This window comes from Geomicrobium sp. JSM 1781026, from assembly GCF_041949955.1.
In the GTDB taxonomy this organism is placed as follows: Bacteria; Bacillota; Bacilli; order Bacillales; family Marinococcaceae; genus Geomicrobium_A.
In genome coordinates this window covers 225,154-249,105 of sequence record NZ_JBHFQF010000002.1, presented here as the reverse complement: position 1 = coordinate 249,105, position 23,952 = coordinate 225,154, and the positions used below count along the sequence as shown (strand labels likewise).

The window sequence follows — 23,952 nt, the reverse complement described above, 5'->3', positions numbered from 1 at the left end:
ACGCATGGACACGTTCCAGACAATCATTATTGGAGGCGGTCAAGCCGGCCTCGCCATGGGTTATGCGCTTAAGGATCAGGGAGTATCTATATTAATTATAGACGAGAACGATGCCATAGGAGCAGCTTGGAAAATGCGATACGAATCCTTAACGTTATTTACTCCTAAAAAGTATAGTCAGTTGTTTGACTTCCCTCTAAAGGGAAATCCGAATGCCTATCCATCGAAAGATGAAATCGTGGACTATTTGAACGATTTTCAAAGAAATTACGAATTGCCTGTTCTACTCCAACAAAAAGTGATTCACGTAAATAAAGAAAAAGATGGCTTGTACAGTGTTCATACGCTGACTAGTTCGTATAAAGCTACTCACCTTGTTGTTGCAACAGGTGCTTTCCAACGACCCTTCACACCTGAGATCCATGACCATTCAGTAGAACAGATGTTACATGCCTCAACTTATAAGAACCCTAAGCAAATTCAAGGAAATAAAGTGCTCATTGTGGGGGCAGGTAATTCGGGTGTACAAATTGCTTCAGAACTTTCGAAAACGCATCAAGTTATTTTATCTGCCAGCAAACCAATTAAACGCCTACCTCAAAGAATAGCAGGGAAAAGTTTGTTTTGGTGGATGGATGTTTTGAAGATTAATAACGTATCTCCAAAATCCAGCCTTGGGAATTTACTTATGAGAAATGAGCCTCTCATCGGTGATGATTACAAGACTGTAAAAGAGACAGTAACCATAAAGGGTCGCTTAACCGAATTTAGAAATGGAAAAGCCTATTATCAATCAGGTGAAGTCGATGAGGTGGACGTAGTGATATGGGCAACCGGTTATCGAAATGATTACTCATGGCTAAACGTAGAGGGAGTACTCGATCAAGAAGGCCATGCTATTCATGAAAAAGGGGTAACTCCAGAAAAGGGAATCTATTTTATTGGTTTAAGTTGGCAAACACATAGGGGTTCGGCTCTGTTAAAAGGTGTTAGCTTTGATGCAACAAGGTTGGCGAATATCATTAAGCAAGAGCTTGAAGGGAAATGAAACAAAATGAGAAAAGCTATTTTTGGAGTAACTTTCTTATTCATCTTAGTCGGGTGTCAATCATCCGTGGAAGAAAATCCATTAACTTTATCCATGTAACCTGTCGAGATCGTAATTGACGTGCCAAATGTTGCAGAAATCGGTGAAGAGGTTGTTGTTAACACTACCGTATTTTAAGATAGCGAACCTGTGGAAGATGCCAATGAATTTAAGGTTGAAATCCGTGTCGAGGGCCAAAGCGTTGGGTATTAATCCTTGCAACATCGACGGAAGACGGTGTCTATATTATAGAACATACGTTTATTGAGGAAGGTATTTACGAAATCCAATCCTACGTAACTGCGTATAGAATGCATGTCTAGCCTAGTGAGGCACTTGAAATTAAGACAGATTAGGAGATTTGATGATGAAACGCTTTTTAGGAGTTATCGCTGCAAGCTTATTGTTCGCTGGGTGTCAGAATCAAACCATAGACGATGTACAAGGAATCACTGACATTAGTGAAGCTGGATGGGAAGTTGAATCATTTGACTTTATTGATCAGAATGCTGAAGACTTCGGTTTATCAGATCTTGAAGACGAATATTGGATTGCAGACTTTATCTTCACATCATGCCCGACCGTTTGTAATACGATGACGCCAAATATGGTTGATTTACAAGAAGCTGTCCAATCACAAGGATTGGATGTGGAGTTTGTGTCATTTACTGTTGATCCAGACAACGACAGTCCAGAAGTTTTAACTGAATATGCAACGAACTACGGAGTGGATATAGACAATTGGACATTTCTAACGGGCTATAGTGATGAAACAATTCAAGAACTTTCAGAAGGTAGTTTTCGTCAAGAATTGCGTGACGATCCTGAAGGAAATGATATTATTCATGGGGTAAACTTCTTCTTGATTACAGACGAACAAGAAATTATTCGTTTTTATGATGGGATGAATACACCTATTAATGAAGTGATAACGGATTTACAACAAATAGGGCTATAGACAAGCGTTACATGTATGATACAACCCCTTAAGGGCTACTAAAAGTGCAATACCTACAGTTTATGGATGTTTCGTTATGCCATCTAGTCTTACTCAGGTCTTTCCTGCTAAGACGAAATAACAACTAGTTCCGACAAAAGAAATGTAATTGTCTGTCACGATAAAACAAGTTCAAACGTCTAAAAAAGTTACTTTGATAAACCTTTGTTCTTTGTATTTACGTGATCTTTCGGCATTTACTTCCAAAATAACGATTGGAAAAGAAGTTTTTTGAATATGAGAGCTTAGATGAGTTCTGGTCAGTAAAGGGATGCCCTCTTTATTTCATAAAATTTGATGGAGATATTATCGGCTTTATCTTTTTACTTGAACATCCTTTTTTAACGAAGGAAAACGATTTTGGTATTAATGACATTTTTATACTAAACAAATATAAAGGCGTAGGGAAACGAGTCGACAAACGATTACTTGAGGATTAGCAAGGAACGTATTTTGTCATCAGACTCATGAACAATGCACCTGTGGTTTCTTTTTGGAAGTCGCTGTAAAGTTAATTACAATTTCCATATAACGAAGGACAAGTTATCATTGATGCTGAACAGTTCCTGATTCAAACGTTTAACAAAATGAGCAAATAAATGGCATTATGTGATTTAATTGTCCGTTCTTACAATGCGTAAACCTTATTTGCAAGAATATAACAGTTGTCATCATGCTTAGGAGTTTTTGCCAGAAATTAAAAAAGGCGTCCAGAGTTTCATACATCCCGGACTGCCTCTTATGAATGGCTACTGTTTTCATGAAGCCATTTAATCTAAGAAGGCTTCTGAATACTGAACAACACCCGAAACATTGTCAAGGGCATGATCTGTTATCTCTAAAGCCATAAATTGTTCGTCGGGCACGTCAAATGGAGCTTTTATGTTCCACAAGCGGGCTTGTTTAAAGCCAAACTTCGAATAGTAATCTTTATGACCTAGTACAATGACAGAGCGATAACCAAGATCATTTGCTTTCTTTAGTGCAGCACGAATTAACTGGCTTCCAATCCCGTTTTTCTGGTGTTTAGGAGTAACAGATACTGGAGCAAGTGCTAAAGAATCTACTTTATTCGCACCCTCTACAATTTTGATTTTTGATAGAAGGATATGACCTATAATATCTTCATTTTGATTCAACGCGACTAGTGAGAGTTCGGGTATGAATGCATCTGATTTTCTAATCTTATTCACTAATAGATGCTCACTTTTATCGCTAAATTCTTCATGCAAAAAAGCGGTTTGAATCGTTTCTTCTGTTGCTCTATATTCTGTATTCAATTCTGGTCGAATTTTAATGTCCATGTATAGTCTCCTATTCATTTTATATCTTCTATTGTGGTGCTAAAAATGGCACTTTCCATATGAACGTAGTCATTAAGAAAGTGGTTACACGACCAGCTCTAAACATAAATTTGACAAACAAAAACCTCCAAAATGATATAGTTGTAGTTTATAGTGATATGTCATTATGGTCAATTCTATTACTTCTACGTTTGCTTATAAAGGCAGCGTTAGTAAGCCATTAATCGAAAAAAACAGTTCCTAAACCTCTTTAGGAACTGTTTTTTAGTGGGATAGAAAATGACAACCTTTAAAACGCTGACGTCCAGCCAGCGTCTGCGGTGACGACCGTACCGTTGACAAAGCTAGCATCATCGGAAGCTAAGAACAGAGCTACTTTTGCAATTTCGTCTGCTTGTCCGACGCGTGGCATTACAGAACGGGCGGCTTGCAAGCGACCACTGCCGAACTCACTTACGTTGTTTAAGGAAGAAGCGATATTCGTTTGCACGCCACCTGGCGCAATGGCGTTACAGCGAATCCCTTTATCCGCATACATATAGCCGGTATTCTTCGTGATGCCAACCACTGCATGTTTTGAGGCTGTATAGGAAACCCCCGCATGCGCACCATTTAAGCCTCCTGAAGAAGCGATATTCACAATCACCCCTGCTTCTTTTTCAAGGAAGTAAGGAAGGGCTTTCCGTGTTGAGCGCATGACGCTTTTCGTATTCACCTCAAATAGTAAATCCCATTTCTCATCCGTAATTTCTCCAGCTGGTTCAAATCCGTCCATAATCCCAGCATTATTCACAAGAATATCGATGGAACCGAATGTATCTACAGCGGTTTCGATCATCGTATTCACATCGTCTTGTTCAGCGACGTTCACTTTAACAGCAACGGCTTGTCCACCTTGCTCTTTAATCGATGCGGTAACAGCATTGGCACCTTCTTCATTCAAGTCTGCAACAACAACACTCGCGCCTTCTCGCGCGTAAAGCTTTGCAATGGCTTCACCCATACCAGAGGCGGCTCCAGTAACCACCGCTACCTTTTGATCAAGTTTCATCGTTACACATCCTTTTCAAATGTTGTTCATCTCACCTTCCATGCTATCTCCAATCCATCCAGGGAACAATTGACAATTCCCTCAAGTGTGTAAGAAAAACGACAGATGTCCAAAAAGTGTAAAGGAACGTTTCTTATGAATTATCGTTGCGGAATGGATTCAATTTGATTAGTTGCTCAGCGAGCACCTTTGGTGTGTATGGCATACCATGTTCCAACCACATCGAAATCGTTCCTAAAAGGGCCGAGGAAGCATACCAGCGAGCAACTTCTTCAGGCGTCTGAATCGAGTAAAATGCATTTGCTGGATCAGGCTTTAAAATGAGCGAATGAAGCAAGTTTGTAAGCTTTTTTGTAAAGGCAGGCAGTTGCTGGTCGACGAGCAGCATTCGGTACACTTGTTCATTAACAGCAATATGTTCTAACAAACGAGAGAGTGCTTGTTCTGCACGCTGGTCTTCGTCAATGTCCGTGTTCTCAAGGGTTAAAGCTGTACGTATGTCGTAGAGTTTATCGGAAATGAAATGATCGGCTAGGTTATATATATCGTGATAATGATCATAAAACGTGACCCGGTTAATCTCCGCTCGCTTCGCCAACGTATGAACGGTGATTTTCTCTAATGGCATTTCGTGAAGCAGTTCTGTAAAAGCGCGTTTAATGGCGCGGCGTGTTCGCTTAACCCGTAAATCTGGATAGGAATCGTGCATCGATTGTCCACCTCCATTTGACCTCCATTATAGCTGAAGATCGTCGCTTTCATGTTACTTTTATAAATAAAGCGAAGAGCCTCACCAGGCTCTCCACTTAACGTTTTCTCGCGATATGGACTTTTAACTGTTTGCCTTTCACTGTCGTATGTCTCATCGTATCAAGCACCACTTGCCCTTTGCCGTTTAAGATTTCCACATACGTTTGCGTCTCTTCAATCGTAATAATCCCAATGTCTTCGGCGGTCACTCCATCAATTTTGGCGATCGTTCCGACGAAATCAACCGCGCGCAATTTCTTTCGCTTTCCCCCATTGAAATATAGTTTCATGATGTTTTCGTTCAGCTGCTCATTTTTGGCTTTTTTTCGGACTGGTTGGCTGTTGACCTTCTTTAGGAATTCAGGTTTAGCCCGGCGTACTTGTTCTCGTGATGGCGATGTGGACTCGGGGATTTGGAACCCGATATAGTTTTCGATTGCTTCGAGCGACTCGTCTTCAGCTGAGGTGACAAACGTAATGGCTTTGCCAATATGCCCAGCACGACCGGTTCTACCTGTACGGTGGACGTACCGTTCTTTGTCCGTTGGAAGATCATAGTTGATCACATGGCTGATCCGCTCAACATCAATACCTCTCGCAGCGACGTCGGTGGCAATGAGATAGCGAAACTCCCCTCTTCTAAACTCCTCCATCACGTCAAGTCGATCATACTGTTCCATACCGCCGTGCAGTTTATCACAGTCATACCCTCGATCAACGAGTTGCTCAGAAACGGTGTCGACGCGTTCTTGCGTACTACAAAATACGATGGCACTATCTGGGTTTTCCACAACCGTAATATCTTCCAACAATGCGAATTTGTTCTCTTCGTCTACACGATAAAGCGTATGGTCAATCTGTTCCACTGTTGTGCCATCTTCTTCAATGTCAACATCAACCGGCGCGTTCATATATTGACTTGAGAGTTCCTTCACTCGCTCGGGTAAGGTTGCTGAGAATAACATCGTCACCCTTTGCTCGGGAACTTCAGAAATAATCGCCTCAACTTGCTCAATAAACCCCATGTTTAGCATTTCATCCGCTTCATCGATAACCAAGTACTTTATATGTTCGAGCGGCAGCGTGCCTTTTTCAATATGGTCGAGCATCCGTCCAGGCGTGCCAACGACGACATGTGTTTTTTGCTTTAGTTCATCTTTTTGTTTAAAAAACGGTTGTTTCCCAACGACCGCCGAAGCTTTAATTCGTTTATAGCGGCCTAAATTGACGATGTCCTCTTTCACTTGAAACGCCAACTCCCGTGTTGGTGTAAGCACGAGCGCTTGCGGCTTATTCTCTTGCCAATCCACCTGCTCGCAAATTGGAATTCCGTACGCAGCCGTTTTCCCACTTCCCGTGTGCGACGAGACAATCACGTCTTTCTTTTCCAGAACGAGCGGGATCACCTGCCTTTGTACCGGGGTCGGCGAATCATAGTTCAAGTTCGCTAACGCTTGATTCAATTCGTCACTTAATCCGTACGCTGTAAAGCGATGTTGTGTCATGTGTATGCCTCATTTACTAAAGGTAGTTTCACTGCCTAGATCTTCTCCTTACGAAACTATAATTATACCTTAGAAAATGACTCACCTCAGAGAAAAAGTTCTAATGATTTGAATTAAAGACAAAACGATGCCTAAACCAATAAAGAAAAATTTCCACTGCATGTCATACAAAAAGGGGTCGTAAAAGATAAAGATTCTTGGCCATGGCATGAATTCACCGCGTGTGACCACCTCAATGAAGGTATACATACCCACAACCGCTACTGAAATTTCAAAATTCCGAATGAATGTGAGTAGCGCGAGGCCAATGAGTTGGTAAAAGATAAACAAAGCTACTATGTGTACGGTTTTTTCTATCGTGAAAAATTGGCTTCCATTTACATACACCAGTAGCATCAGAAGGGCAAAGACGATGCCTCCGTGAAGGAGTGTGTAACGCATTACATCAACGTATATCCGCTTACGATGGAGCGGTACGAGCGTTTCAAAAGCACCGTCCTCTAACACATACTTATACAGAAACACGGTGTGCACCCCCGCTAACGGAATCGCCATTCCTTGTAAAAAAGCGTAGCCAAAGTACGGATCGCTCGAGCTAGAGTCGGATAATATAATCATGATACAAAGTACGTAGCTTACGAAGGGAATGGCATAACTCATGCCAATGACTTTATAATCGAAAGAAAACTCGCGCCACACATTACCCATACACATCACTTCGCAATAGAGAAAGGTACCCGTCAATGAGGCGCGGTTCGACACGCACCCCGGCTTCTTTTCCCGGATGCTGTGTTAACACCCGCACGATTACATACTCATTGTGATCTTCGAGCTGGATGACTTCCTCATGATCGATGATCCCATCTAACTGATCATGTTTCACATGATGTTCAAACACCACATCTTTCGCAAAGCTTTTCAACTCACTTGGGGTGCCTTCAAACAAGACAACCCCTTTTCGGATAATACCGATACGATTGCAGAGAAATTCTATATCTTCAACGAGATGAGAAGAAATGATGACTGTGTGCGTCGCACCTAACCGTCGCAACAAGTTTCGAAAACGAATACGCTCGTCAATGTCTAATCCTGCGGTTGGTTCATCAAACACAAGTACCTGGGGGTTTCGAAGAAGCAATTGTGCAATTCCTACCCTTCTTCTCATTCCTCCGGATAGGTTGTTCATCTTTTTTTGCACATGTTCTGCTAAATGAACAAGGTCAATAATTCTCCGAATCTCCCCTGGAATTTTAAGGGCATGCATGCCTTGTAAATGTGCGATATGCTCTAATACCTCATAAACGGATAAATCAGGGTACACCATGAAATCTTGAGGAAGGTACCCGATCAAGTCTGTCCGCTTTACGTATGAACGCTTACTCATTAAGACATCGTCGACGTAAACTTCGCCTTCATGTAGACGCTCCATTCCGGCAATGATCTTCATTAGCGTTGTTTTGCCTGCACCATTTGGTCCAAGCAGACCATATACGCCCGCAAACTCCAAATCAACATTTCTTAATACAAAGGTCTTTTTATATTTTTTGCTTACGCCATTAATGGATACTTTCACCTTTCATTGAACTCCTCTATTAATGTATTTATGTCGTCAATGGACGTCATGTCATCCAACAGTCGATACCATTCATACAAAAATGACGGTTTCTTTTCCTCGTCAAGGTTGTCAAAGTGATAGAGCATCTCATCGTACTGTTCGGGGTTCCGGAAACTGTTGTGAGTAGCTACAAAAGCGTTCCTCTCTCTACCCTCTATGTTTTCCGATTGTTCCCACATATAGTGACTCATCAGTTCTAGCCACGAACGATACACGACCACATTGCCTTTTACGGGAAGGGTCATTTGAATAAAATCTCTCTCAAAATTACTAAAGATTAAATCATCATGAATGCCTTCAAGTCCATATGCGATATACATCATATGATCACTGGTCATAAAGCTTTCCCGATGCAAATGAGGGTACGATAGAATGAGCTGCTTCGGTACATTTTGAACGTCAGTGAAGCCAATATCTCTCAACTGCAGGATGATTTCCTCCCACCTCGAGACGACAACGGGAATTCGTTCATCCATATTCGGCCAATCTGCGGGGGCTACTACCGTATAGCCATTGTATTCATACTGTTCCCCTTCCCCACGAATGACCGAGACCGCTTCTGTACTGCCTTCATATACCCCTGGAGCTGTAGCCTCTAAGTTCGTAAATAGAAGATCTTCTGTGACCTTCAGCTGAAAATTGAGCAGCGGTTCCTCGATTAGATCCTTAGTTAGTTTAAAGTCATTCGTTCCGGATAGGTCAGCTGTTTGAAAAGAAAGCATATGATCATCCAACCGTTTTGGATACCACGCCATATTTCCCGGGTATGAATAACGATTGCCCTTGTAAGGCATAATTGCAGTATCAACCAGTTGATAAACAACCTTTATATTCTCCACATTTTCAGAAGGTAGGAATACTTTCACTTGGTCCCCGTGTCGTTCATAGGGTACTTGCTCATCTCCCCCTTCGATGTTGTCTATCGGGTATCCGTGATACAATTGAAAAGTTGGCGTCAAAGTAGCGAGTTCGCTAAGTCTTAGATTTGCGATCACCCGATTTCCTTCTAATGTTAATAGATACGATTCAATTTCATAATTCATATCTGATGAAAAATCAGCGAGCTGTTCATAGTACGTCACCTCACGATCTCCATCGACGCCGTTAAATGCTTTGGAGCTTAGCTGAATGGATCCAAACGCAGAAAAAACAGCGAGTAGAACACTCGCAACAATCACACCGAGTACAATCGTCCCTGTTCGATGGTCGTTCAACCATTTCATCGTAAACACGAGCACCAAAGCACAAAGAAATGCCACCCACGCACCTGCCCTTAAGGCATCATCAACCCCAAGGTCATACCCTAGATACGAAAAATAAATCATGAAATCATTCGTTGGACCAATACTAAACAAACTCGAAAGGTCATTCGCCCCACCAAACCATACATGAAAGAACTGTCGATTGTATGTGCCTGCTGCAACCCAAACGATCAATAGTACAATTAAACCAATACTGTTGCGACCAAACGTAACTGCGAGTAAAACACCAAACAAAGCATAGATGACGAATGGGACGAATAGATACATGGTAATAAACAAGAACATTGACCAATAAATACTTGATAATGGGATGCCTACATATAAATAAGTCAGTCCATATAGACTATAAACAAGGAATAATAGTACTGATAAATATGTGATATGCGCAAGCAGCAACCCTAAAACCTTTTGTAACATAATCTGATAGCCATCAGAGAACGAATACTGGACCCCAAACTTAATTTCATTCGAATACTGTAAGTAAAAATAAAGAAGAATCAATACACTCGTCGCTTGAACAAGAATATTTAATTCACTAGGTAAGTGGCCATAGCTTTCTTCCGTTGAGCGTACGATAACGTTTATATAGATTCTAGAAAGAACCATAATGATCAAAAAAAGATAAGCCAAGACGTATAATTTACTCTTAATTAAACGTCTTAAGTAGAATGTATAGAGGAACTTTATTCTCATCTTTGTGCACCTACTGACGTTTCGAAAATTTCTATTCCAAATCCTAGCGTTACATCTAATTAATTTATAATTAATATAACCGAAGATGTACGCGTTGGAAACAAAATAATTTAAAAATTAAGATTTCGATAGCAACCTTTCTGTTTCCAGCCATAATCAACCGGCAAACGTTAAGAAAGGCAAAAATACGCGATCACAAAACCTCCGTCCCCCGCTCGCTATACATAAAACAAAAGAGGCGACATGCCTCTATTGTTTTACTCTCCTTTTTTAATATGAAAAGTGAGAACGCCACCTTCTTCTTTTGACTGTAACAATTCATGTCCTGTAGAATTAGCCCACGCTTCAAAATCCTTTAATGCCCCTTGATCCGTTGCTTGCACCTCTAAAACTTCCCCAACGTTTAGTTCCTTCATTTCTTTTTTCGTTTTTACAATGGGCATTGGACATGCCATTCCTTTAGCGTCTAATACTTTGTTTACTTCCATCATTATCGTCTCCTTCTTTGTTTATCGAACGGCACAGCGATTCGGTCCGACTTCCATTTCCCGTTGTTCTTCTTGACTTGGTTTTTTAACGCCTAGGTTCGTTTCGCGAATCTCTTGAAAAGCATTCGGTTGTGGCGGTAGATTATCTGTCACCATGGAGCGAAATGTCGTTTCATCGTCCACATTTAAGCCATGATTCTTTTCAAACAAAACGCCTAACTTTTCTGCCACACTGCCGTCTACATTTAATTCATCAATAATCGTATAGTGCGCGGGTAATACGACTAGCTCTGACGATAACTCCTTGTACTTGGTATAGAGAGAGTTTCTTAGATCCGTTACCCAGTCTTCTGCTTTTCCTGCCAAATCAGGCCTACCAATAGAATCAATAAACAAAATATCCCCTGATAGCAGATAAGCATCGTCAATAATGAAGGACGTTGAACCGATTGTGTGACCTGGTGTATAGAGCGCCTGGATGTCAATTGTTGTAGCCCCTAAAATGATGTGAGAGCCGTCTTCGATCGATTCATAGCTAAACGTTACCCCATTTGCATCTTTTGAAGGAAGCCAGTACTTTGCATTCGTTTGCTCGGCAAGGGTCCGCCCCCCAGAGATATGATCTGCATGTAAGTGAGTGTCTAAAACATGCGCAATGGATACTTCTTTTTCGTTAGCAAGCGTTACATAAGCATCGGTCATCCGTGCTGAATCAATGACAACGGCTTCACTACCCGAAATCACCATATAAGAAAGACAGCCTTTTCCAAGTCGTACAAATTGGTATAACTCGCCTCCGTCAGTTAAATCTGCTACTTTTATGGGCTCTAAATGTTCACTCCAAGCCTTCATACCACCTGATAGATAAGATACAGCCAACCCTTCTTCGACTAACATTTCTCCAACCATAATCGATGAATTCTCTTTCGCACATACAACGAGTATCGGTTGATGAGAAGGGAGCTTTGGTAAGATTTCTTCTACCCCATCCAATAGGTCAAAATATGGAACGTTCAAATAGTCAAATTGTGCGCCTTCCACTTTCCAATCCTGGAACGCATCTTCATTTCGAACGTCTAGAATAAACAATGGCTCTTGCTGAATCACTTTCGTTGCTAGTTCTTTTGCTGACATCGCTCTTAAACTCATCTTACTTTCCTCCTTCATTTTTCCACTTGCTCATACCAGGAATCACATTAACCACTTGCGTGTAGCCATTTTTCGATAATGTGTGTGCCGCTAAGTCGCTGCGATTGCCAGTACGACAAACGACATAGACGGTTTTTTCTTTGTCGACTTCTTGTATTCTCGTTTCTAATTCTCCTAGCGGAATTGATTGAGCCCCTGGAATATGAGCCCCCTCATGTTCATTCGTTTCACGGACATCAAGAATCGTCATGGGTTCGTTATTCTGAATGGCTGTTTGCAAACCTTCATTGTCAATAACATGAGGGAAAGAAGGCGCTTCTTCTACTCGACTTCCAGCTGCGCGCAAGTAATGCTTAAGGGTGTCGCCTTCTTCAGCAGTACCGATATAGTCATGCCCGGCTTTTTGTGCCCATGCTTTCAAATCCGCAGTAGAGCTCTTATCAGTTGCTTGAATTTGAACCACACTTCCTGGCTCGATGTCTTTCATGGCTTTTTTTGTCCGTACAATCGGCATTGGACAAGCCAACCCTTTTGTATCAACGAGTACATCATGTTTCATATCTTCCAACAGGAACACCCTCTCTTATTTGTCTGTTCGAGCATACCGCTTTGAACTGCGCCCGCCAGTACGACAGACGATAACGTAGCGTTTTGAGCGGGCTCATTCAGTCACCTATTTCTCTAAATGTCCAACGAGAATTTGGAGACTTCCTGGAATATTTCCTTCCGCTACTTCTTCTGCTTCTCAAATTACCCGTTTGATTTTCTAATTATTTAGGACTGACACGCTTCCTAACATTTTCCTCTTTTAACCGCTCCAAGCATTCATTCCACCTTTCACATTGGCAACGTTATTAAACCCAGCTTTCTTTAACATAGCTGCAGCTTTTCGGCTCCGCACCCCACTTTGACAGATGACAATGACGAGTTCGTCTTTACGCAAATAGTTGAGATTTTTTCCTAATTCATGAAGTGGCATATTTTTGGCTTTTTTTATCTTTCTACCTTTAAATTCACCTTCGGTTCGAACATCAACGAGTTGAATATGACTTTCGTTTAACCGCTCTTTTAACTCTGTTGTCGTCATTTGTTCAATCCCTTTTTGCGATCGTCTAGCGATCAAGACGAAGCCTATAATAAGAACAACGATAATCGCATACGTCACGATGCCTCACCCTCCCAAACATTAAATAAATAGATTGACGTTTCCGTCTTCAGCGTCTGCCAAGTAAGCCGCTACACCCGCATATTGGCTACTCTCCCGTAGTTCTTCTTTTTGTAACCCTAATAAATCCAAAGTCATTGTACACGCAACTAAGTTGATATCTTGCTCTTCTGCTAGATCAATTAAATCAGCTAGAGGCATCGCATTATGTTTTTTCATGACGTTTTTGATCAACTTTGGGCCCACACCCGCAAATTGCATCTTTGATAACCCCATCTTCTCTGGTCCACGAGGCATCATTTTGCCAAACATTTTTTCCATAAAGCTTTTATTCGCTTTAAGCGGCTCATCTTTTCGTAATGCATTCAATCCCCAGAACGTATGGAAAATCGTAACTTTATGGTCGTAGGCCGCCGCCCCATTCGCAATGATGTACGCCGCCATTGCTTTATCATAATCACCACTAAATAAAATAATATTGGTTGTTTTTTCTTCGCTCATCTTGACTCCTCCAATTATATACATGTACCCCTATGGGTATAATAAAATGCAAAAAATTTTTCTAAGATAGACAGACTCCTGTCTACCTTAGCGGCTTTTCACGAGTAAATTGACAGCTTGGTCCACGTATTCTTTCGTGTCTTCCCCATCTTCAATTGCTTTTTGAACACACTCAACGAGGTTTTCACTTACAATCACACCCATTGTGCGGTCAATTGCTGTTCTAGAAGCAGAAAGTTGAGACACAACGTCACGACAATCTTCGCCTTCTTCCATCATCTTGAGTACACCACGTATTTGTCCTTCAATTCGTTTTAAGCGGTTTTTCATTTGCTCTGTATATTCCATCTCGCTTCACCTCTGCCCCATCATATACCCCCGTAGGTATGTTGTCAAATCTTTAACGAGCGGTCTCGATTTATTTTATTGAAATTTAACACAATTTTATTGATAAACGATAAATATATGGTAAGATACGTTTAAAACGTGAAGGAATGATTCGGATGGTGAGTACACGGTTCTTAATGATATCCATCTTGTTTATCGGCTTAAGTGTTTTTATGGTTGCCTTTTTGTATTTGCCCTACTTAACGAACGTGTTCGTTGAAATCGACCCCTCGTATGCATATCTACAATTACCCGGTTTAACAGGCATTTACGTAACTTTGATTCCATTTTGTTATGCCCTTTATCAATCGTTCTTACTTTTAAGGTATATAGAGCAGCGCAACGTCTTTAGTCTACACTCGGCGAAAGCGTTAAAATCCATTCGAAGTTGTGCTTTCGTGATTGCAGGGTTCTATATTGTCGGGTGTATCTTTTTCTTCACTCAAAATGCCCTTCATCCTAGCTTGCTACTCATTAGCGCTGCCATTATATTCGTATGTTTCGTGATTTCTGTGTTTTCCGGTCTATTACAAGCTTTATTAACCAGTGCTGTAGCAATAAAAAAAGAAAACGAACTGACTGTATGAGGGTGGCCCAATGACCATTATCGTAAATCTAGATGTGATGTTAGCAAAAAGGAAAATGAGTGTAACGGAGTTAACCGATCGAGTAGGCATTACGATGGCCAATTTATCAATCCTTAAAAACGGTAAAGCAAAAGCCATCCGCTTCTCGACGTTAGATGCCATTTGTAAAGCGCTAGACTGTCAGCCAGCCGACATATTGGAGTACAAAGCAAATGAATAGGATAAAGAAAATACTGTTTTTCATCCCATTATCGTTGTTATCAGCATGCAGTTTACTAGGAATGGGTGGCACAGAGTTCCATACATTTGAAGGTATATCGAAAGCAGAATTCTATCATTTTGAAAAATACGGAGGCAGCGGGGCAAATTCTGAAGTGGCTATTTTAACTGAACATGATGAATTACAATCTTTAAAAAGCTCATTGGATAAAGCATCCGACGGGGTTAGGGTGAATCCAAGAGAAACAACACCTGAATATGATATGATCCTTCATCACGAAAAGGGAGATACAATTCTTCACTTGATCGTTGGGGAACGCGGAGACACGAGTCATGTGATGTATGCCGGTTATGAAAACGAACATTTTATCTTGCCAATAGAGAGCACAGAAAAAATCATCGATTTGATAAATTAACGAGTGTGGCGAAAGAGGTGCGGGGAATTCCTAAACAAGTATTTTACGCTTTCTTTTCCAATCGGTGTAAGCGGCGCTCAAAATCATTCACTTTGCTAAAATATAGCTCAGTATCAATTTTTAGTTCTGTGTATAAATCAATTTGATTGTTGATTTTCTTATTTACATTTTTTAGCAAAGCTACAATTTCATCTTGTTGAGATTGTTCAATACGATCAAGGCGGGTGAACACTTCCCCAAATTGCGAATCGACCATGTCGAACCTTTTATCAATATCATCAAACCTTTTATCCATGTCTGTTTTCAATTGTATTAGAGCGTCAAGGACTTTTTGCTCGTCCATCTTCTCACCTCCTTGTGCATATCATAGCACAGAACAAAAACCGTGAGAATATTTGCGAGGTCGTAATCCCGCACACTCCATTCCCTAGACGCCTTTTAGGCTGATGCAAAAGCAACGATGACAAGATTTATCGTCCAAATTATGGATTAAATCTCCTTATATACATACTCCTGGATTAATTATCTTACATATCTGAAAAAAGTTAAATAATCTACGCGGGTGCGGTATATTATTTTTACGTACTTTAATCTTATCATCATTTTGTACAGCCACTACCGTTGGTGTTTACGTCTCGAGGCGCTCAACACTCATTTATCATGATGAACCGTAGGCAAATCGTCCATCTTCATTCTGAGCTCAATAACGTACGTTTCATTCTTTAACCACAGATCGTTGTTTCTTTAATGTTGGGTATTTGTGTAATTATTCATACAAATATTAAAGAAATGTGAGGGGTTGAGTGATGAAAAAGTTTGCTCTGTCCATTAGTCTAGCATCCGTATTCGTATTAGCTGGGTGTCTAGAGATCGGTGAGGAATCGTTGGATTCGGATGTGACTGAAGAAGAAGTAGAGGAAGAAGCGCCTGGCGATGTTGATGTTGAAAATGAAGAAGAGGACGAAGAAACAGAAGAACCAGCGGAGCCTGAAGGCGTTCCTGAAGTCGGCGACACGGTGACGAATGAGAATGGTGAACATACGCTCGTGAGTTTGAACGAAGACATCGAAGCACTGGAATCAAGTCCGATTTCTTTGGAAATTGAAAAGGTGAACGGTGTTTCGGCTATGCTTGAAGGAATGGCTGCTGACATGGTCGACGACCCAGATGTCGAATACATTCAAGTAGACATGGTTGTCGAAAACACGAGCGATGATGATGTGACCTTTTATGCGTCACAAGCAACGCTTATTACAGATACAGGTGAACAATCGGAAGCAGACATGTTGCTTAGCGACCATATCGACGGCGATTATTTCGGAAACGTGACGAAATCCGGAACGTCCATCTTTGTGTTAAACAACTCCATGGCAGAAGAAATGACAAGTGTACAAATTCGGTTTTCCGCTCCTTACAATACCGAATCATGGGATGACCTCGGTGAAGATATTCGAGTTGATATCGACCTCTGAATATTAAACGCCCAGCGATTATGACCATGGAAAGAACGAGTTCCCCGATGATGTAGGGGACTCGTTTTTCACTTTTGATACGTTTTAGCAGACCAAAAAGTAGGCACTTAATCGTAGCGAAGACTTCCAATTACCTCGTATATGCGTATTTGTGAAAGTTTGCGTCCCGGGCCCTGCGTTCTCATATACATTTCTCTTCGACTGCATGGGGCGGAGGGGCGACTGAGGGCCGGGAACTCATTTATGTGACCATCCGTGCCCGAAATCCCGCTCCTATCGACTCCGATTGTCACTGAAACGACTTTTTGTGACCAGTTGGAACCTTTTTGTGACATTTGACGGCCCCAAACACCGGTTTTGCTATCTGAACTGTCACTTATATCAGGATTTGTGACAGTTTGCGTCCCGGGCCCAGCACTCTCATATACACTTCTCTTCGACTGTATGGGGCGGAGGGGTGGCTGAGGGCCGGGAACTCATTTATGTGACCATCCGTGCCCGAAATCCCGCTCCTATCGGCTCCGATTGTCACTGAAACGACTTTTTGTGACCAGTCGGAACCTTTTTGTGACATTTGCTGGCCCCAAACACCGGTTTTGCTATCTGAACTGTCACTTATATCAGGATATGTGACAGTTTGCGTCCCGGGCCCTGCTCGACTGCATGGGGTGGAGGGGCGACTGAGGGCCGGGAACTCATTTATGTGACCATCCGTGCCGGAAATCGGGTTCTTATCGACTCCGATTGTCACTGAAACGACTTTTTGTGACCAGTCGGAACCTTTTTGTGACATTTGCCGGCTCCAAACACCGGTTTTGCTACCTGAACTGTCACTTATATCAGGATTTGTGACAGTTTGGGTCCCGGACCCTGCTCGACTGCATGGGGCGGAGGGGCGGTCGAGGGCGAGGAGCTCATTTATGTGACCACCCGTGCTGGAAATCCTGCTCGTATCGACTCCGATTGTCACTGAACCGACTTTTTGTGACCAGTCGGAACCTTTTTGTGACATTTACTGGGCCCAAACACCGGTATTGCTACCTGAACTGTCACTTATATCAATATATGATGCGGTTGGTGCGCTGAAGTACCCAGTTTGAGTGGCTGATTGTCACATTTGGAAGCATAACAACCTGCATTTTCAAATTGTACATAGAGCGGCCAACTTCTCTATGCGACCGGCGGTTCGTAACTCTCCCCCGATCACTGGAGGATATGCTTTTTTCTACTTATGCGAAAAGACTTCTCATGTTTTGTGTTAAAATGGCTACTTAACTGCCATGAAACGCCCCTATCACTATTAGCACATATGAGACTCTTTCAAACAGATAAGGAGGAATTGAATTGATTCGAAAAGCAAGTCCTCAAGACATAGATGCGATCATTAATATTTGGCATGAAGGCTCGATCCTCGCGCACAGTTTTATTCGTCCCGACTATTGGAATTCTCAAATAGACGAGATGAAAACAACGTATATTCCAATGTCCGTTACATACGTTAAAGTTGAGAATATGAAGATTGTTGGTTTCATTTCCATGGTTGAAAATTATTTAGCCGCTCTATTTGTTGATCAACATTACCAAAATAGTGGGATCGGCAAAGAGTTATTGGAATGTGGAAAAAAACAAAGAGAGCATATGAAAGTAAAGGTGTACAAAAAGAATACAAAAGCTGTTAACTTTTATGAAAGAAACGGCTTTATAAAAGTTGAGTCCTTAGTAGATGAAAACACAAATGAGCAAGAGTGTCTTATGGAGTGGAATGGAAAGCACGACTAACCGATATGTTTCATAAAAATCTTCCATAAGAGATTAGCATCTATTAAAGAAAGACCTCTAGAACGTTCTATTCGCCAAAAACCTATTTGTTATTTTAGCCAGCTCAATCATTATCGAAGCCGTTACATGTAAAAGGCTAAAAAGTAATTGTTTTTAATGATTTTTTGCAGTCTTATTCACTGAGATGAAAACCAATAAAGCAACCAATACAAGTACCCCGCTGCTAATGCCGACATAGTTTATTGAGCTCAAGCTTATGACTCCACCTCCTAGAATTGCTCCTAAACCGATTCCCATATATAAAGAAGAGGCACTGAAAGATAGGATCATGGATGCCTGTTTAGGATTTAACGAAATCAAGTATGCATTTAATGCTGGATTCATCCCAAAACCAGGGATCCCCCATAATAAGGAAACCAAACCTACTAGAACAACGGCCAATGGAGATGGATTTAATAAGGTAAGCAAAGAGAAAGCTGCTAATAAAATAGCGAAACCAAAAAGTGATAATTTAAGTGTTGTTGCAGCACCGATACGGTCTGTTAAATACCCGCCAGCTAGATTGCCTAATAAAGCGCCAACACCAAGTATTAGCAGGAAAATGCTTATATTCTCGATAGTTGTAATCGCCGTAATCATTGGCGCGATATACGTATACGTCATAAACCCGCCTGTTGTGCCGATAATGCTAACACTCAATGTTAATACGATAATCTTGTTGAAACTTTTGAGTCTCTCTTTAATACTCACAGAGACTTCTCGCTCAATTTTTGGTAAGAATAATAAAACTCCAATTGCAATTATTAAAGATACCACTGCTACAAAAACGAAAGAGTAACGCCAGGTCATGGCATTACCGATCCATGTACCAATAGGAGCACCTAAAATTAACCCAATGGTTATACCAGCGATTACAAATGACAAAGCTTTTCCACGCATTGTATCCGTAACCAAGCTTGTTGATGCAGCCATAGCCAAGGGAGTGAAAACAGCTGCGGCTAATGCAGCCATTATTCTTGTTACGAACAGTAATTCAAATGAAGTGACAACTGCAGAAAGCCCATTTGCAATGGTGAACACAACCATCGATATTACTAAAAGCTTCTTAACAGGCATATTAGACATTAATGTGCCTAAAACAGGGGCTCCAATTGCATAGGTAATGGCAAAGGCTGTCACTAATTGTCCTGCCGCTGTAATCGTGACTCCCATATCGTTCGCAATGTTCGGTAGTAAGCCAGCAATAACAGAATCATCTGTACCAATAATAAACGTTCCTAACACTAATAGTAACAGCCGATAATTCATTGTTCCTTAATCCCGCTCTGGCGTTGTTTAACGAGATGCCAGAAGTCAATTAACTCTTTTAAATGCTTTTGGGAATTTTCTAATTGCTCAATTTGTTGCCTTGTTTTTAGTAATTTCTCTTCGTATAAAGTGATCGCTGAATCTGCACAATTCCAATCACCGTCCGTGGGTTCAATGGAACCACACGCAATTACAGGCTGTATTTCATCCGTTTTCAGCCCGATATCTAGAAATAATTGAATCGCTTTTACACGTTCAATATCTTGCTCATCATAAACCCGATAACCATTTTCTTCACGAAAAGGTTGAATTAACCTTTTTTTCTCGTAATAACGAATCGAACGAGTACTAACACCTGTTCGATTCGAAAGTTCGCTGATCTTCATGATAATCCCCTCCTTTCCAACAATATAAAGTATGACACGATGTGAATGTAAAGAGGGAATGTTGCACCTACGTTTTTAGACAAGTTCTATGCAACGAGTGCGACTATAAATTAAATAAAATCTTTTGCGGTGCTGCACCGCTCTTTAATCCCATATGTTTGTAATTTATACCCGCACATACTCTGTTAAAATAAGATAACTGAACGAATTTCATAACTACCAGCCATAGTTTCCCGAGGTTTTCACGCCACTACAAGGAGTATCGCCCCAAACAGTCGCTTGATCTATGGAGCGCCTTTTGACATTTTGCCTACGGCTCATCCTTGTCACCATTATACGTTTCAATAATTCAACAGGCTGCAAACCTTACTGCCCTTCGTGAAGAAATCGGACATTACCAATTTTTTGAATAACTCATTGCGAAACAATCCTATCGAAACTCCCCTTTAAGAAGTATGTTAAAGTGACTTTAATAGAGGTGTTAATATGTTATTTAGAAAAATGAGGTATACTAGTAATTACAGTGCACATAATGCAACATTTATAACTTTTGTATTCTGGGGATTGTTCATCTTTTCTATGTCCATGTATGGAATATGGTTAGAAGAAACCATGCTAAACATACACACATTATTTCTAATCATTGGCCTACTACTATTCTTTACTACAAATTATATCTCCAATAGAGCTAATCGAAGTAAATAAACGGCACGTACTTTATTCAAGTGCGTGCCGTTTTTATTATGCTAGTTCGCATCCATGTTCATTGCACGAAAACGTGTAACATCTCCCCCGTTACCTTCATTACCGTTGTTTCAATTTGCTAATCCAAATGCTACATTTGCTGGAACAACTATGGAAACAGTAGCTGGTATTTGAGCAAAGTAAGCAGCAATCGCTGTAGCAAAACCACCTCCAAGGCGCACAGACGCTTTATGTAGTACTAGAGAAGCAAAACACTTCTTGTAATTCAAATCAATTATTGAGTAGAACATGGCATAATTTCCAAATCACTTGCTTATATAAATAGAACGTTAGCTTCGCCAAAATATATAATAGTATAGTTCCACTTATAAACACAAAAAAACCACCATCACTATGTATGGTGGAGACGGCGGGAGTTGAACCCGCGTCCAGAAATAACGACACTTAAACGTCTACGAGTGTAGTTGCTATATTATCATTTCGCGATCATTTTGGCCTAGCAACAGGCTTAGATGAACGCTAGTCTGTTTAGTCTCTTCTGCTGACCTCAGACGGGGGTCAGACAGCGTAGCCCACTAATAAGTGAGACCCTTCAAATCTTCCACATGGGCGATGAAAGGAAGGATCCACAACTATTTACGCAGCTGCTAGAGCTGGTGTTGTGAAAGTTTCTTTAGCTTTGCCAATTATAGGCGTGGGCATTTTTACGAGCCTACCCAGCTCGACTCGCAGTCTAAGCTCGACCTATTCCTGTCGAATCCGTATCGTCCCCATATGGTGTATGAGGCAGAGGTTTCCCTCTGGACATATTATAATACCACGTTCTTTCATCCATGTAAAGCCCTTCACGGTTCCTACAGTTGTCGTGATATGATAGACATATCACGTTATGAAAGGCTGAATCGCATGTATCAAACCCTTGAAGATTGCATCAATGATTTGGAAAAAGCAGGCGAACTCATCCGCATTAAAGAAGAAGTTGATCCGAACTTGGAAATGGCGGCGATTCAACGCCGTGCATATAAGGAGCAAGGACCTGCGATTCTTTTTGAGAATGTAAAAGGGTCGAAGTATCGAGCCGTCGCCAACCTATATGGTACGTCTAAACGAACGAAATACATGTTCCGCAAGACATGGGACGGGGTCAACGATGTGATTTCCATGCGCGATGATCCGATGAAAGCATTAAAACATCCATTAAAGAATGCAACGACTGGCTTCTCAGCAGTTAAGGCGTTGCCGATGCGGCTGCCAGGTGTGAAGCATTCTAAACTGGAAGAGATTCCTCTTACAGACTTGCCGATGATCAAGTCTTGGCCGGATGACGGTGGTGCATTTATTACGTTACCACAAGTGTACAGTGAAGATCCGGACAAGCCGGGCATTATGAATGCCAATCTTGGGATGTACCGTGTACAGCTAGATGGAAACGACTATAAAGAAGGAAAAGAAATCGGTTTGCACTACCAAATTCACCGTGGGATTGGTGTGCATCAATCGAAGGCTGTCAAAAAGGGCGAGCCGTTGAAGGTAAGCATCTTTATTGGCGGTCCCCCAGCTCATACATTAAGTGCGGTCATGCCGCTTCCTGAAGGGCTTAGTGAAATGCTATTTGCTGGGCTACTGTCTGGAAGACGATTCCGTCATAGTTATGAAGATGGCTATTGCATAAGCCACGACGCTGATTTTGTCATTACCGGTGACATCTATCCTGATGACACGAAACCTGAAGGCCCGTTTGGAGATCACCTCGGTTATTACAGTTTGACTCATGAGTTCCCCGTCATGCATGTTAACAAAGTGTACGCACGGCCAGATGCGATTTATCCGTTTACGGTCGTCGGTCGCCCGCCGCAGGAAGATACGACATTTGGAGCGGTCATTCATGAATTAACTGGCGAAGCCGTCACACAAGAGTTGCCCGGCGTAAAAGAAGTGCACGCCATTGATGCAGCTGGTGTTCATCCGCTTCTGTTTGCGATCGGTAGTGAGCGGTACACGCCATTTGAAGATGTAAAACGGCCGATGGAATTGCTGACGACCGCGAACCGGATTCTCGGCTTCGGGCAATTAAGTCTTGCCAAATATTTGTTCATTACGTCTGACGACGACGATGTGAGCACACATGATGAAGCCGCTTTTCTACAATACGTACTCGAACGGATTGACTTGCATCGAGACCTCCACTTCCAGACGAACACGACAATCGATACACTCGACTATTCTGGAACAGGGTTGAACAGTGGAAGTAAAGTCGTCATCGCTGCGATTGGGGATAAAAAGCGGGAGTTATGCACAGACGTGCCGGATACGTTGAAGAACACGAAGGATATCCACAATCCAAACCTGGTCATGCCAGGGGTTATCACCATGGAGATTGGGGATTATGTGGATGAAAACACGACAGCGAAGGAAATCGACGCCCTCTCAGCAAAAATTGCAGCCAACAACGATGTGAATCATTACCCGCTGCTCGTCCTTACCGACGATAGTGCATTTGCAAGTCGATCACTGGACAACTTTCTGTGGACAACTTTCACACGAAGCAATCCTTCCCACGATATGCACGGTGTGAACAGTTTCACGCTCCACAAACATTGGGGATGTGATGCGATGATCATTGATGCACGGCTGAAACCACACCACGCTCCACCGCTCATTGAAGATGAGGACGTTGAAAAACGTATAGAACGATTTTTTCCGATGAATTAAAAAAAGAGTACGGATGGGTTTGCTGCCCATACGTACCCTTTTTTATTTTACCGCAGCGACATCTACTTCTTCACGTGCAAAGTCTGCTTTTTTTAATCGGGCATCAAGTACAAAGTTCCCGAATGGGATGAATGCGACGGCACTCGCTCCGATAAACCACTTCCATGACCACCGAACAGTGAGTGTGACAAGAAAGACAAACGCCATATACAGCAGATAAAGAACGCCATGAGCCATGCCAACAACAGAAACGACTTGATCCATTCCTGCCATATATTTTAGCGGCATTGCAATAAATAATAGTGTAATGAGAGACAAGCCTTCAATGAGACCGACTCTACGAAACCAACGTAGTTGAAAATTTTTCAAGAGCACCTACCCCCTTCACTCTACTGTACAAGATGAGTGAGACGG

At 41.7% G+C, this 23,952-nt stretch carries 25 protein-coding genes, 1 other RNA gene and 1 pseudogene; 9 read left to right on the top strand and 18 right to left on the bottom strand.

The genetic code is table 11. The features are described 5' to 3' along the window. The first annotated feature begins 4 nt into the window (after positions 1–4). The 3 genes and pseudogenes from ACE1TF_RS04105 to ACE1TF_RS04095 all read left to right on the top strand — a co-directional run bounded on the left by ACE1TF_RS04105 (position 5) and on the right by ACE1TF_RS04095 (position 2,683). Positions 5–1,048, top strand: a complete 1,044-nt coding sequence (locus tag ACE1TF_RS04105; RefSeq protein ID WP_375014491.1) for a flavin-containing monooxygenase — start codon at positions 5–7, stop codon at positions 1,046–1,048. A gap of 406 nt (positions 1,049–1,454) precedes the next feature. After that, the gene (locus tag ACE1TF_RS04100; RefSeq protein WP_375014490.1) at positions 1,455–2,045 is read left to right on the top strand and encodes an SCO family protein; all 591 of its coding nucleotides are present in this window, start codon (positions 1,455–1,457) and stop codon (positions 2,043–2,045) included. 148 nt (positions 2,046–2,193) lie between these two features. After that, a pseudogene (locus ACE1TF_RS04095) lies at positions 2,194–2,683 on the top strand (GNAT family N-acetyltransferase). Positions 2,684–2,854: 171 nt separating this feature from the next. Here the strand turns inward: ACE1TF_RS04095 and ACE1TF_RS04090 are convergent. From ACE1TF_RS04090 to ACE1TF_RS04030, 13 genes are all read right to left on the bottom strand, one after another. Then, positions 2,855–3,388 carry a GNAT family N-acetyltransferase gene (locus ACE1TF_RS04090; RefSeq protein ID WP_375014488.1) on the bottom strand — a complete coding sequence of 178 codons (534 nt, stop codon included), beginning with the start codon at positions 3,386–3,388 and terminating at the stop codon, positions 2,855–2,857. A 289-nt stretch (positions 3,389–3,677) separates the two neighbouring features. Continuing rightward, a complete protein-coding gene (locus tag ACE1TF_RS04085) occupies positions 3,678–4,439 on the bottom strand; it encodes an SDR family oxidoreductase (protein WP_042402596.1) in 762 nt (253 codons plus the stop codon). A gap of 133 nt (positions 4,440–4,572) precedes the next feature. Beyond that, the gene (locus tag ACE1TF_RS04080; RefSeq protein ID WP_375014486.1) at positions 4,573–5,148 is read right to left on the bottom strand and encodes a TetR/AcrR family transcriptional regulator; all 576 of its coding nucleotides are present in this window, start codon (positions 5,146–5,148) and stop codon (positions 4,573–4,575) included. A gap of 97 nt (positions 5,149–5,245) precedes the next feature. Next, entirely contained in the window at positions 5,246–6,694 is a 1,449-nt protein-coding gene (locus tag ACE1TF_RS04075) for a DEAD/DEAH box helicase (RefSeq protein ID WP_375014484.1), read from the bottom strand. Positions 6,695–6,775: 81 nt separating this feature from the next. Further along, entirely contained in the window at positions 6,776–7,402 is a 627-nt protein-coding gene (locus tag ACE1TF_RS04070; RefSeq protein WP_375014482.1) for a hypothetical protein, read from the bottom strand. Then, complete coding sequence (locus tag ACE1TF_RS04065; protein WP_375014480.1) at positions 7,395–8,267, bottom strand: ATP-binding cassette domain-containing protein; 873 nt, start codon at positions 8,265–8,267, stop codon at positions 7,395–7,397. Before ACE1TF_RS04065 ends, ACE1TF_RS04070 begins: the two co-directional genes overlap by 8 nt. Then, positions 8,264–10,201 carry a hypothetical protein gene (locus ACE1TF_RS04060; protein ID WP_375014478.1) on the bottom strand — a complete coding sequence of 646 codons (1,938 nt, stop codon included), beginning with the start codon at positions 10,199–10,201 and terminating at the stop codon, positions 8,264–8,266. The genes ACE1TF_RS04065 and ACE1TF_RS04060 overlap by 4 nt, the downstream gene beginning before the upstream one ends. 320 nt (positions 10,202–10,521) lie before the next feature. Then, positions 10,522–10,752, bottom strand: coding sequence for a sulfurtransferase TusA family protein (locus ACE1TF_RS04055; RefSeq protein ID WP_375014476.1), 231 nt, complete (start codon positions 10,750–10,752; stop codon positions 10,522–10,524). 21 nt (positions 10,753–10,773) lie between these two features. Then, positions 10,774–11,901 (bottom strand): MBL fold metallo-hydrolase, encoded by a 1,128-nt coding sequence (locus tag ACE1TF_RS04050; protein ID WP_375014474.1) that lies wholly within the window; start codon positions 11,899–11,901, stop codon positions 10,774–10,776. A gap of 1 nt (position 11,902) precedes the next feature. Next, entirely contained in the window at positions 11,903–12,460 is a 558-nt protein-coding gene (locus ACE1TF_RS04045) for a sulfurtransferase TusA family protein (RefSeq protein ID WP_375014918.1), read from the bottom strand. A 249-nt stretch (positions 12,461–12,709) separates the two neighbouring features. Beyond that, on the bottom strand, positions 12,710–13,066 hold the full coding sequence (locus ACE1TF_RS04040) for a rhodanese-like domain-containing protein (protein WP_375014472.1): 357 nt from the start codon (positions 13,064–13,066) through the stop codon (positions 12,710–12,712). Between the two features lie 21 nt (positions 13,067–13,087). Beyond that, positions 13,088–13,567 carry a DsrE/DsrF/DrsH-like family protein gene (locus ACE1TF_RS04035; RefSeq protein ID WP_375014470.1) on the bottom strand — a complete coding sequence of 160 codons (480 nt, stop codon included), beginning with the start codon at positions 13,565–13,567 and terminating at the stop codon, positions 13,088–13,090. An 87-nt stretch (positions 13,568–13,654) separates the two neighbouring features. Beyond that, complete coding sequence (locus ACE1TF_RS04030; RefSeq protein ID WP_042402607.1) at positions 13,655–13,915, bottom strand: metal-sensitive transcriptional regulator; 261 nt, start codon at positions 13,913–13,915, stop codon at positions 13,655–13,657. 155 nt (positions 13,916–14,070) lie between these two features. Here ACE1TF_RS04030 and ACE1TF_RS04025 point away from each other — a divergent pair, with 155 nt between their 5' ends. The 3 genes from ACE1TF_RS04025 to ACE1TF_RS04015 are packed head-to-tail and all read left to right on the top strand — an operon-like array spanning position 14,071 to position 15,176. Continuing rightward, positions 14,071–14,541: a DUF2975 domain-containing protein gene (locus ACE1TF_RS04025; RefSeq protein WP_375014468.1), complete on the top strand. Its 471-nt coding sequence runs from the start codon at positions 14,071–14,073 to the stop codon at positions 14,539–14,541. A 10-nt stretch (positions 14,542–14,551) separates the two neighbouring features. Further along, the gene (locus ACE1TF_RS04020; protein ID WP_375014466.1) at positions 14,552–14,761 is read left to right on the top strand and encodes a helix-turn-helix domain-containing protein; all 210 of its coding nucleotides are present in this window, start codon (positions 14,552–14,554) and stop codon (positions 14,759–14,761) included. After that, entirely contained in the window at positions 14,754–15,176 is a 423-nt protein-coding gene (locus ACE1TF_RS04015; RefSeq protein ID WP_375014465.1) for a hypothetical protein, read from the top strand. Before ACE1TF_RS04020 ends, ACE1TF_RS04015 begins: the two co-directional genes overlap by 8 nt. Positions 15,177–15,219: 43 nt before the next feature. Here the strand turns inward: ACE1TF_RS04015 and ACE1TF_RS04010 are convergent, their stop codons facing one another. Next, complete coding sequence (locus tag ACE1TF_RS04010; protein ID WP_042402615.1) at positions 15,220–15,519, bottom strand: hypothetical protein; 300 nt, start codon at positions 15,517–15,519, stop codon at positions 15,220–15,222. A 463-nt stretch (positions 15,520–15,982) separates the two neighbouring features. On the opposite strand from ACE1TF_RS04010, the gene ACE1TF_RS04005 reads away from it, so the two are divergent. Together ACE1TF_RS04005 and ACE1TF_RS04000 are read left to right on the top strand one after the other, a co-directional pair. Next, the gene (locus tag ACE1TF_RS04005; protein ID WP_042402618.1) at positions 15,983–16,648 is read left to right on the top strand and encodes a hypothetical protein; all 666 of its coding nucleotides are present in this window, start codon (positions 15,983–15,985) and stop codon (positions 16,646–16,648) included. Between the two features lie 1,344 nt (positions 16,649–17,992). Next, positions 17,993–18,427, top strand: a complete 435-nt coding sequence (locus ACE1TF_RS04000) for an N-acetyltransferase (protein WP_042402622.1) — start codon at positions 17,993–17,995, stop codon at positions 18,425–18,427. Positions 18,428–18,580: 153 nt separating this feature from the next. On the opposite strand, the gene ACE1TF_RS03995 is transcribed toward ACE1TF_RS04000, so the two are convergent. From ACE1TF_RS03995 to ssrA, 3 genes are all read right to left on the bottom strand, one after another. Beyond that, complete coding sequence (locus tag ACE1TF_RS03995) at positions 18,581–19,735, bottom strand: MFS transporter (protein ID WP_375014462.1); 1,155 nt, start codon at positions 19,733–19,735, stop codon at positions 18,581–18,583. After that, complete coding sequence (locus tag ACE1TF_RS03990) at positions 19,732–20,121, bottom strand: MerR family transcriptional regulator (protein WP_042426661.1); 390 nt, start codon at positions 20,119–20,121, stop codon at positions 19,732–19,734. The genes ACE1TF_RS03995 and ACE1TF_RS03990 overlap by 4 nt, the downstream gene beginning before the upstream one ends. A gap of 1,103 nt (positions 20,122–21,224) precedes the next feature. Beyond that, positions 21,225–21,598: a transfer-messenger RNA gene (ssrA, locus tag ACE1TF_RS03985) on the bottom strand. A gap of 134 nt (positions 21,599–21,732) precedes the next feature. Here ssrA and ACE1TF_RS03980 point away from each other — a divergent pair. Then, a complete protein-coding gene (locus ACE1TF_RS03980; protein ID WP_375014459.1) occupies positions 21,733–23,538 on the top strand; it encodes a UbiD family decarboxylase in 1,806 nt (601 codons plus the stop codon). 42 nt (positions 23,539–23,580) lie between these two features. Here the strand turns inward: ACE1TF_RS03980 and ACE1TF_RS03975 are convergent, their stop codons facing one another. Then, on the bottom strand, positions 23,581–23,907 hold the full coding sequence (locus ACE1TF_RS03975; protein ID WP_042402645.1) for a DUF3817 domain-containing protein: 327 nt from the start codon (positions 23,905–23,907) through the stop codon (positions 23,581–23,583). Positions 23,908–23,952: the final 45 nt, after the last annotated feature.

Coding starts and splice junctions, on each gene's coding strand:
- ACE1TF_RS04045 (WP_375014918.1), bottom strand. CDS start 12,460: ATGAAACATGATGTACTCGTTGATACAAAAGGGTTGGCTTGTCCAATG.
- ACE1TF_RS04050 (WP_375014474.1), bottom strand. CDS start 11,901: ATGAGTTTAAGAGCGATGTCAGCAAAAGAACTAGCAACGAAAGTGATT.
- ACE1TF_RS04025 (WP_375014468.1), top strand. CDS start 14,071: ATGGTGAGTACACGGTTCTTAATGATATCCATCTTGTTTATCGGCTTA.
- ACE1TF_RS04080 (WP_375014486.1), bottom strand. CDS start 5,148: ATGCACGATTCCTATCCAGATTTACGGGTTAAGCGAACACGCCGCGCC.
- ACE1TF_RS03990 (WP_042426661.1), bottom strand. CDS start 20,121: ATGAAGATCAGCGAACTTTCGAATCGAACAGGTGTTAGTACTCGTTCG.
- ACE1TF_RS04030 (WP_042402607.1), bottom strand. CDS start 13,915: ATGGAATATACAGAGCAAATGAAAAACCGCTTAAAACGAATTGAAGGA.
- ACE1TF_RS04020 (WP_375014466.1), top strand. CDS start 14,552: ATGACCATTATCGTAAATCTAGATGTGATGTTAGCAAAAAGGAAAATG.
- ACE1TF_RS04005 (WP_042402618.1), top strand. CDS start 15,983: ATGAAAAAGTTTGCTCTGTCCATTAGTCTAGCATCCGTATTCGTATTA.
- ACE1TF_RS04085 (WP_042402596.1), bottom strand. CDS start 4,439: ATGAAACTTGATCAAAAGGTAGCGGTGGTTACTGGAGCCGCCTCTGGT.
- ACE1TF_RS04100 (WP_375014490.1), top strand. CDS start 1,455: ATGAAACGCTTTTTAGGAGTTATCGCTGCAAGCTTATTGTTCGCTGGG.
- ACE1TF_RS03995 (WP_375014462.1), bottom strand. CDS start 19,735: ATGAATTATCGGCTGTTACTATTAGTGTTAGGAACGTTTATTATTGGT.
- ACE1TF_RS04055 (WP_375014476.1), bottom strand. CDS start 10,752: ATGGAAGTAAACAAAGTATTAGACGCTAAAGGAATGGCATGTCCAATG.
- ACE1TF_RS04010 (WP_042402615.1), bottom strand. CDS start 15,519: ATGGACGAGCAAAAAGTCCTTGACGCTCTAATACAATTGAAAACAGAC.
- ACE1TF_RS04070 (WP_375014482.1), bottom strand. CDS start 7,402: ATGGGTAATGTGTGGCGCGAGTTTTCTTTCGATTATAAAGTCATTGGC.
- ACE1TF_RS04105 (WP_375014491.1), top strand. CDS start 5: ATGGACACGTTCCAGACAATCATTATTGGAGGCGGTCAAGCCGGCCTC.
- ACE1TF_RS04015 (WP_375014465.1), top strand. CDS start 14,754: ATGAATAGGATAAAGAAAATACTGTTTTTCATCCCATTATCGTTGTTA.
- ACE1TF_RS04075 (WP_375014484.1), bottom strand. CDS start 6,694: ATGACACAACATCGCTTTACAGCGTACGGATTAAGTGACGAATTGAAT.
- ACE1TF_RS04090 (WP_375014488.1), bottom strand. CDS start 3,388: ATGGACATTAAAATTCGACCAGAATTGAATACAGAATATAGAGCAACA.
- ACE1TF_RS04035 (WP_375014470.1), bottom strand. CDS start 13,567: ATGAGCGAAGAAAAAACAACCAATATTATTTTATTTAGTGGTGATTAT.
- ACE1TF_RS03980 (WP_375014459.1), top strand. CDS start 21,733: ATGTATCAAACCCTTGAAGATTGCATCAATGATTTGGAAAAAGCAGGC.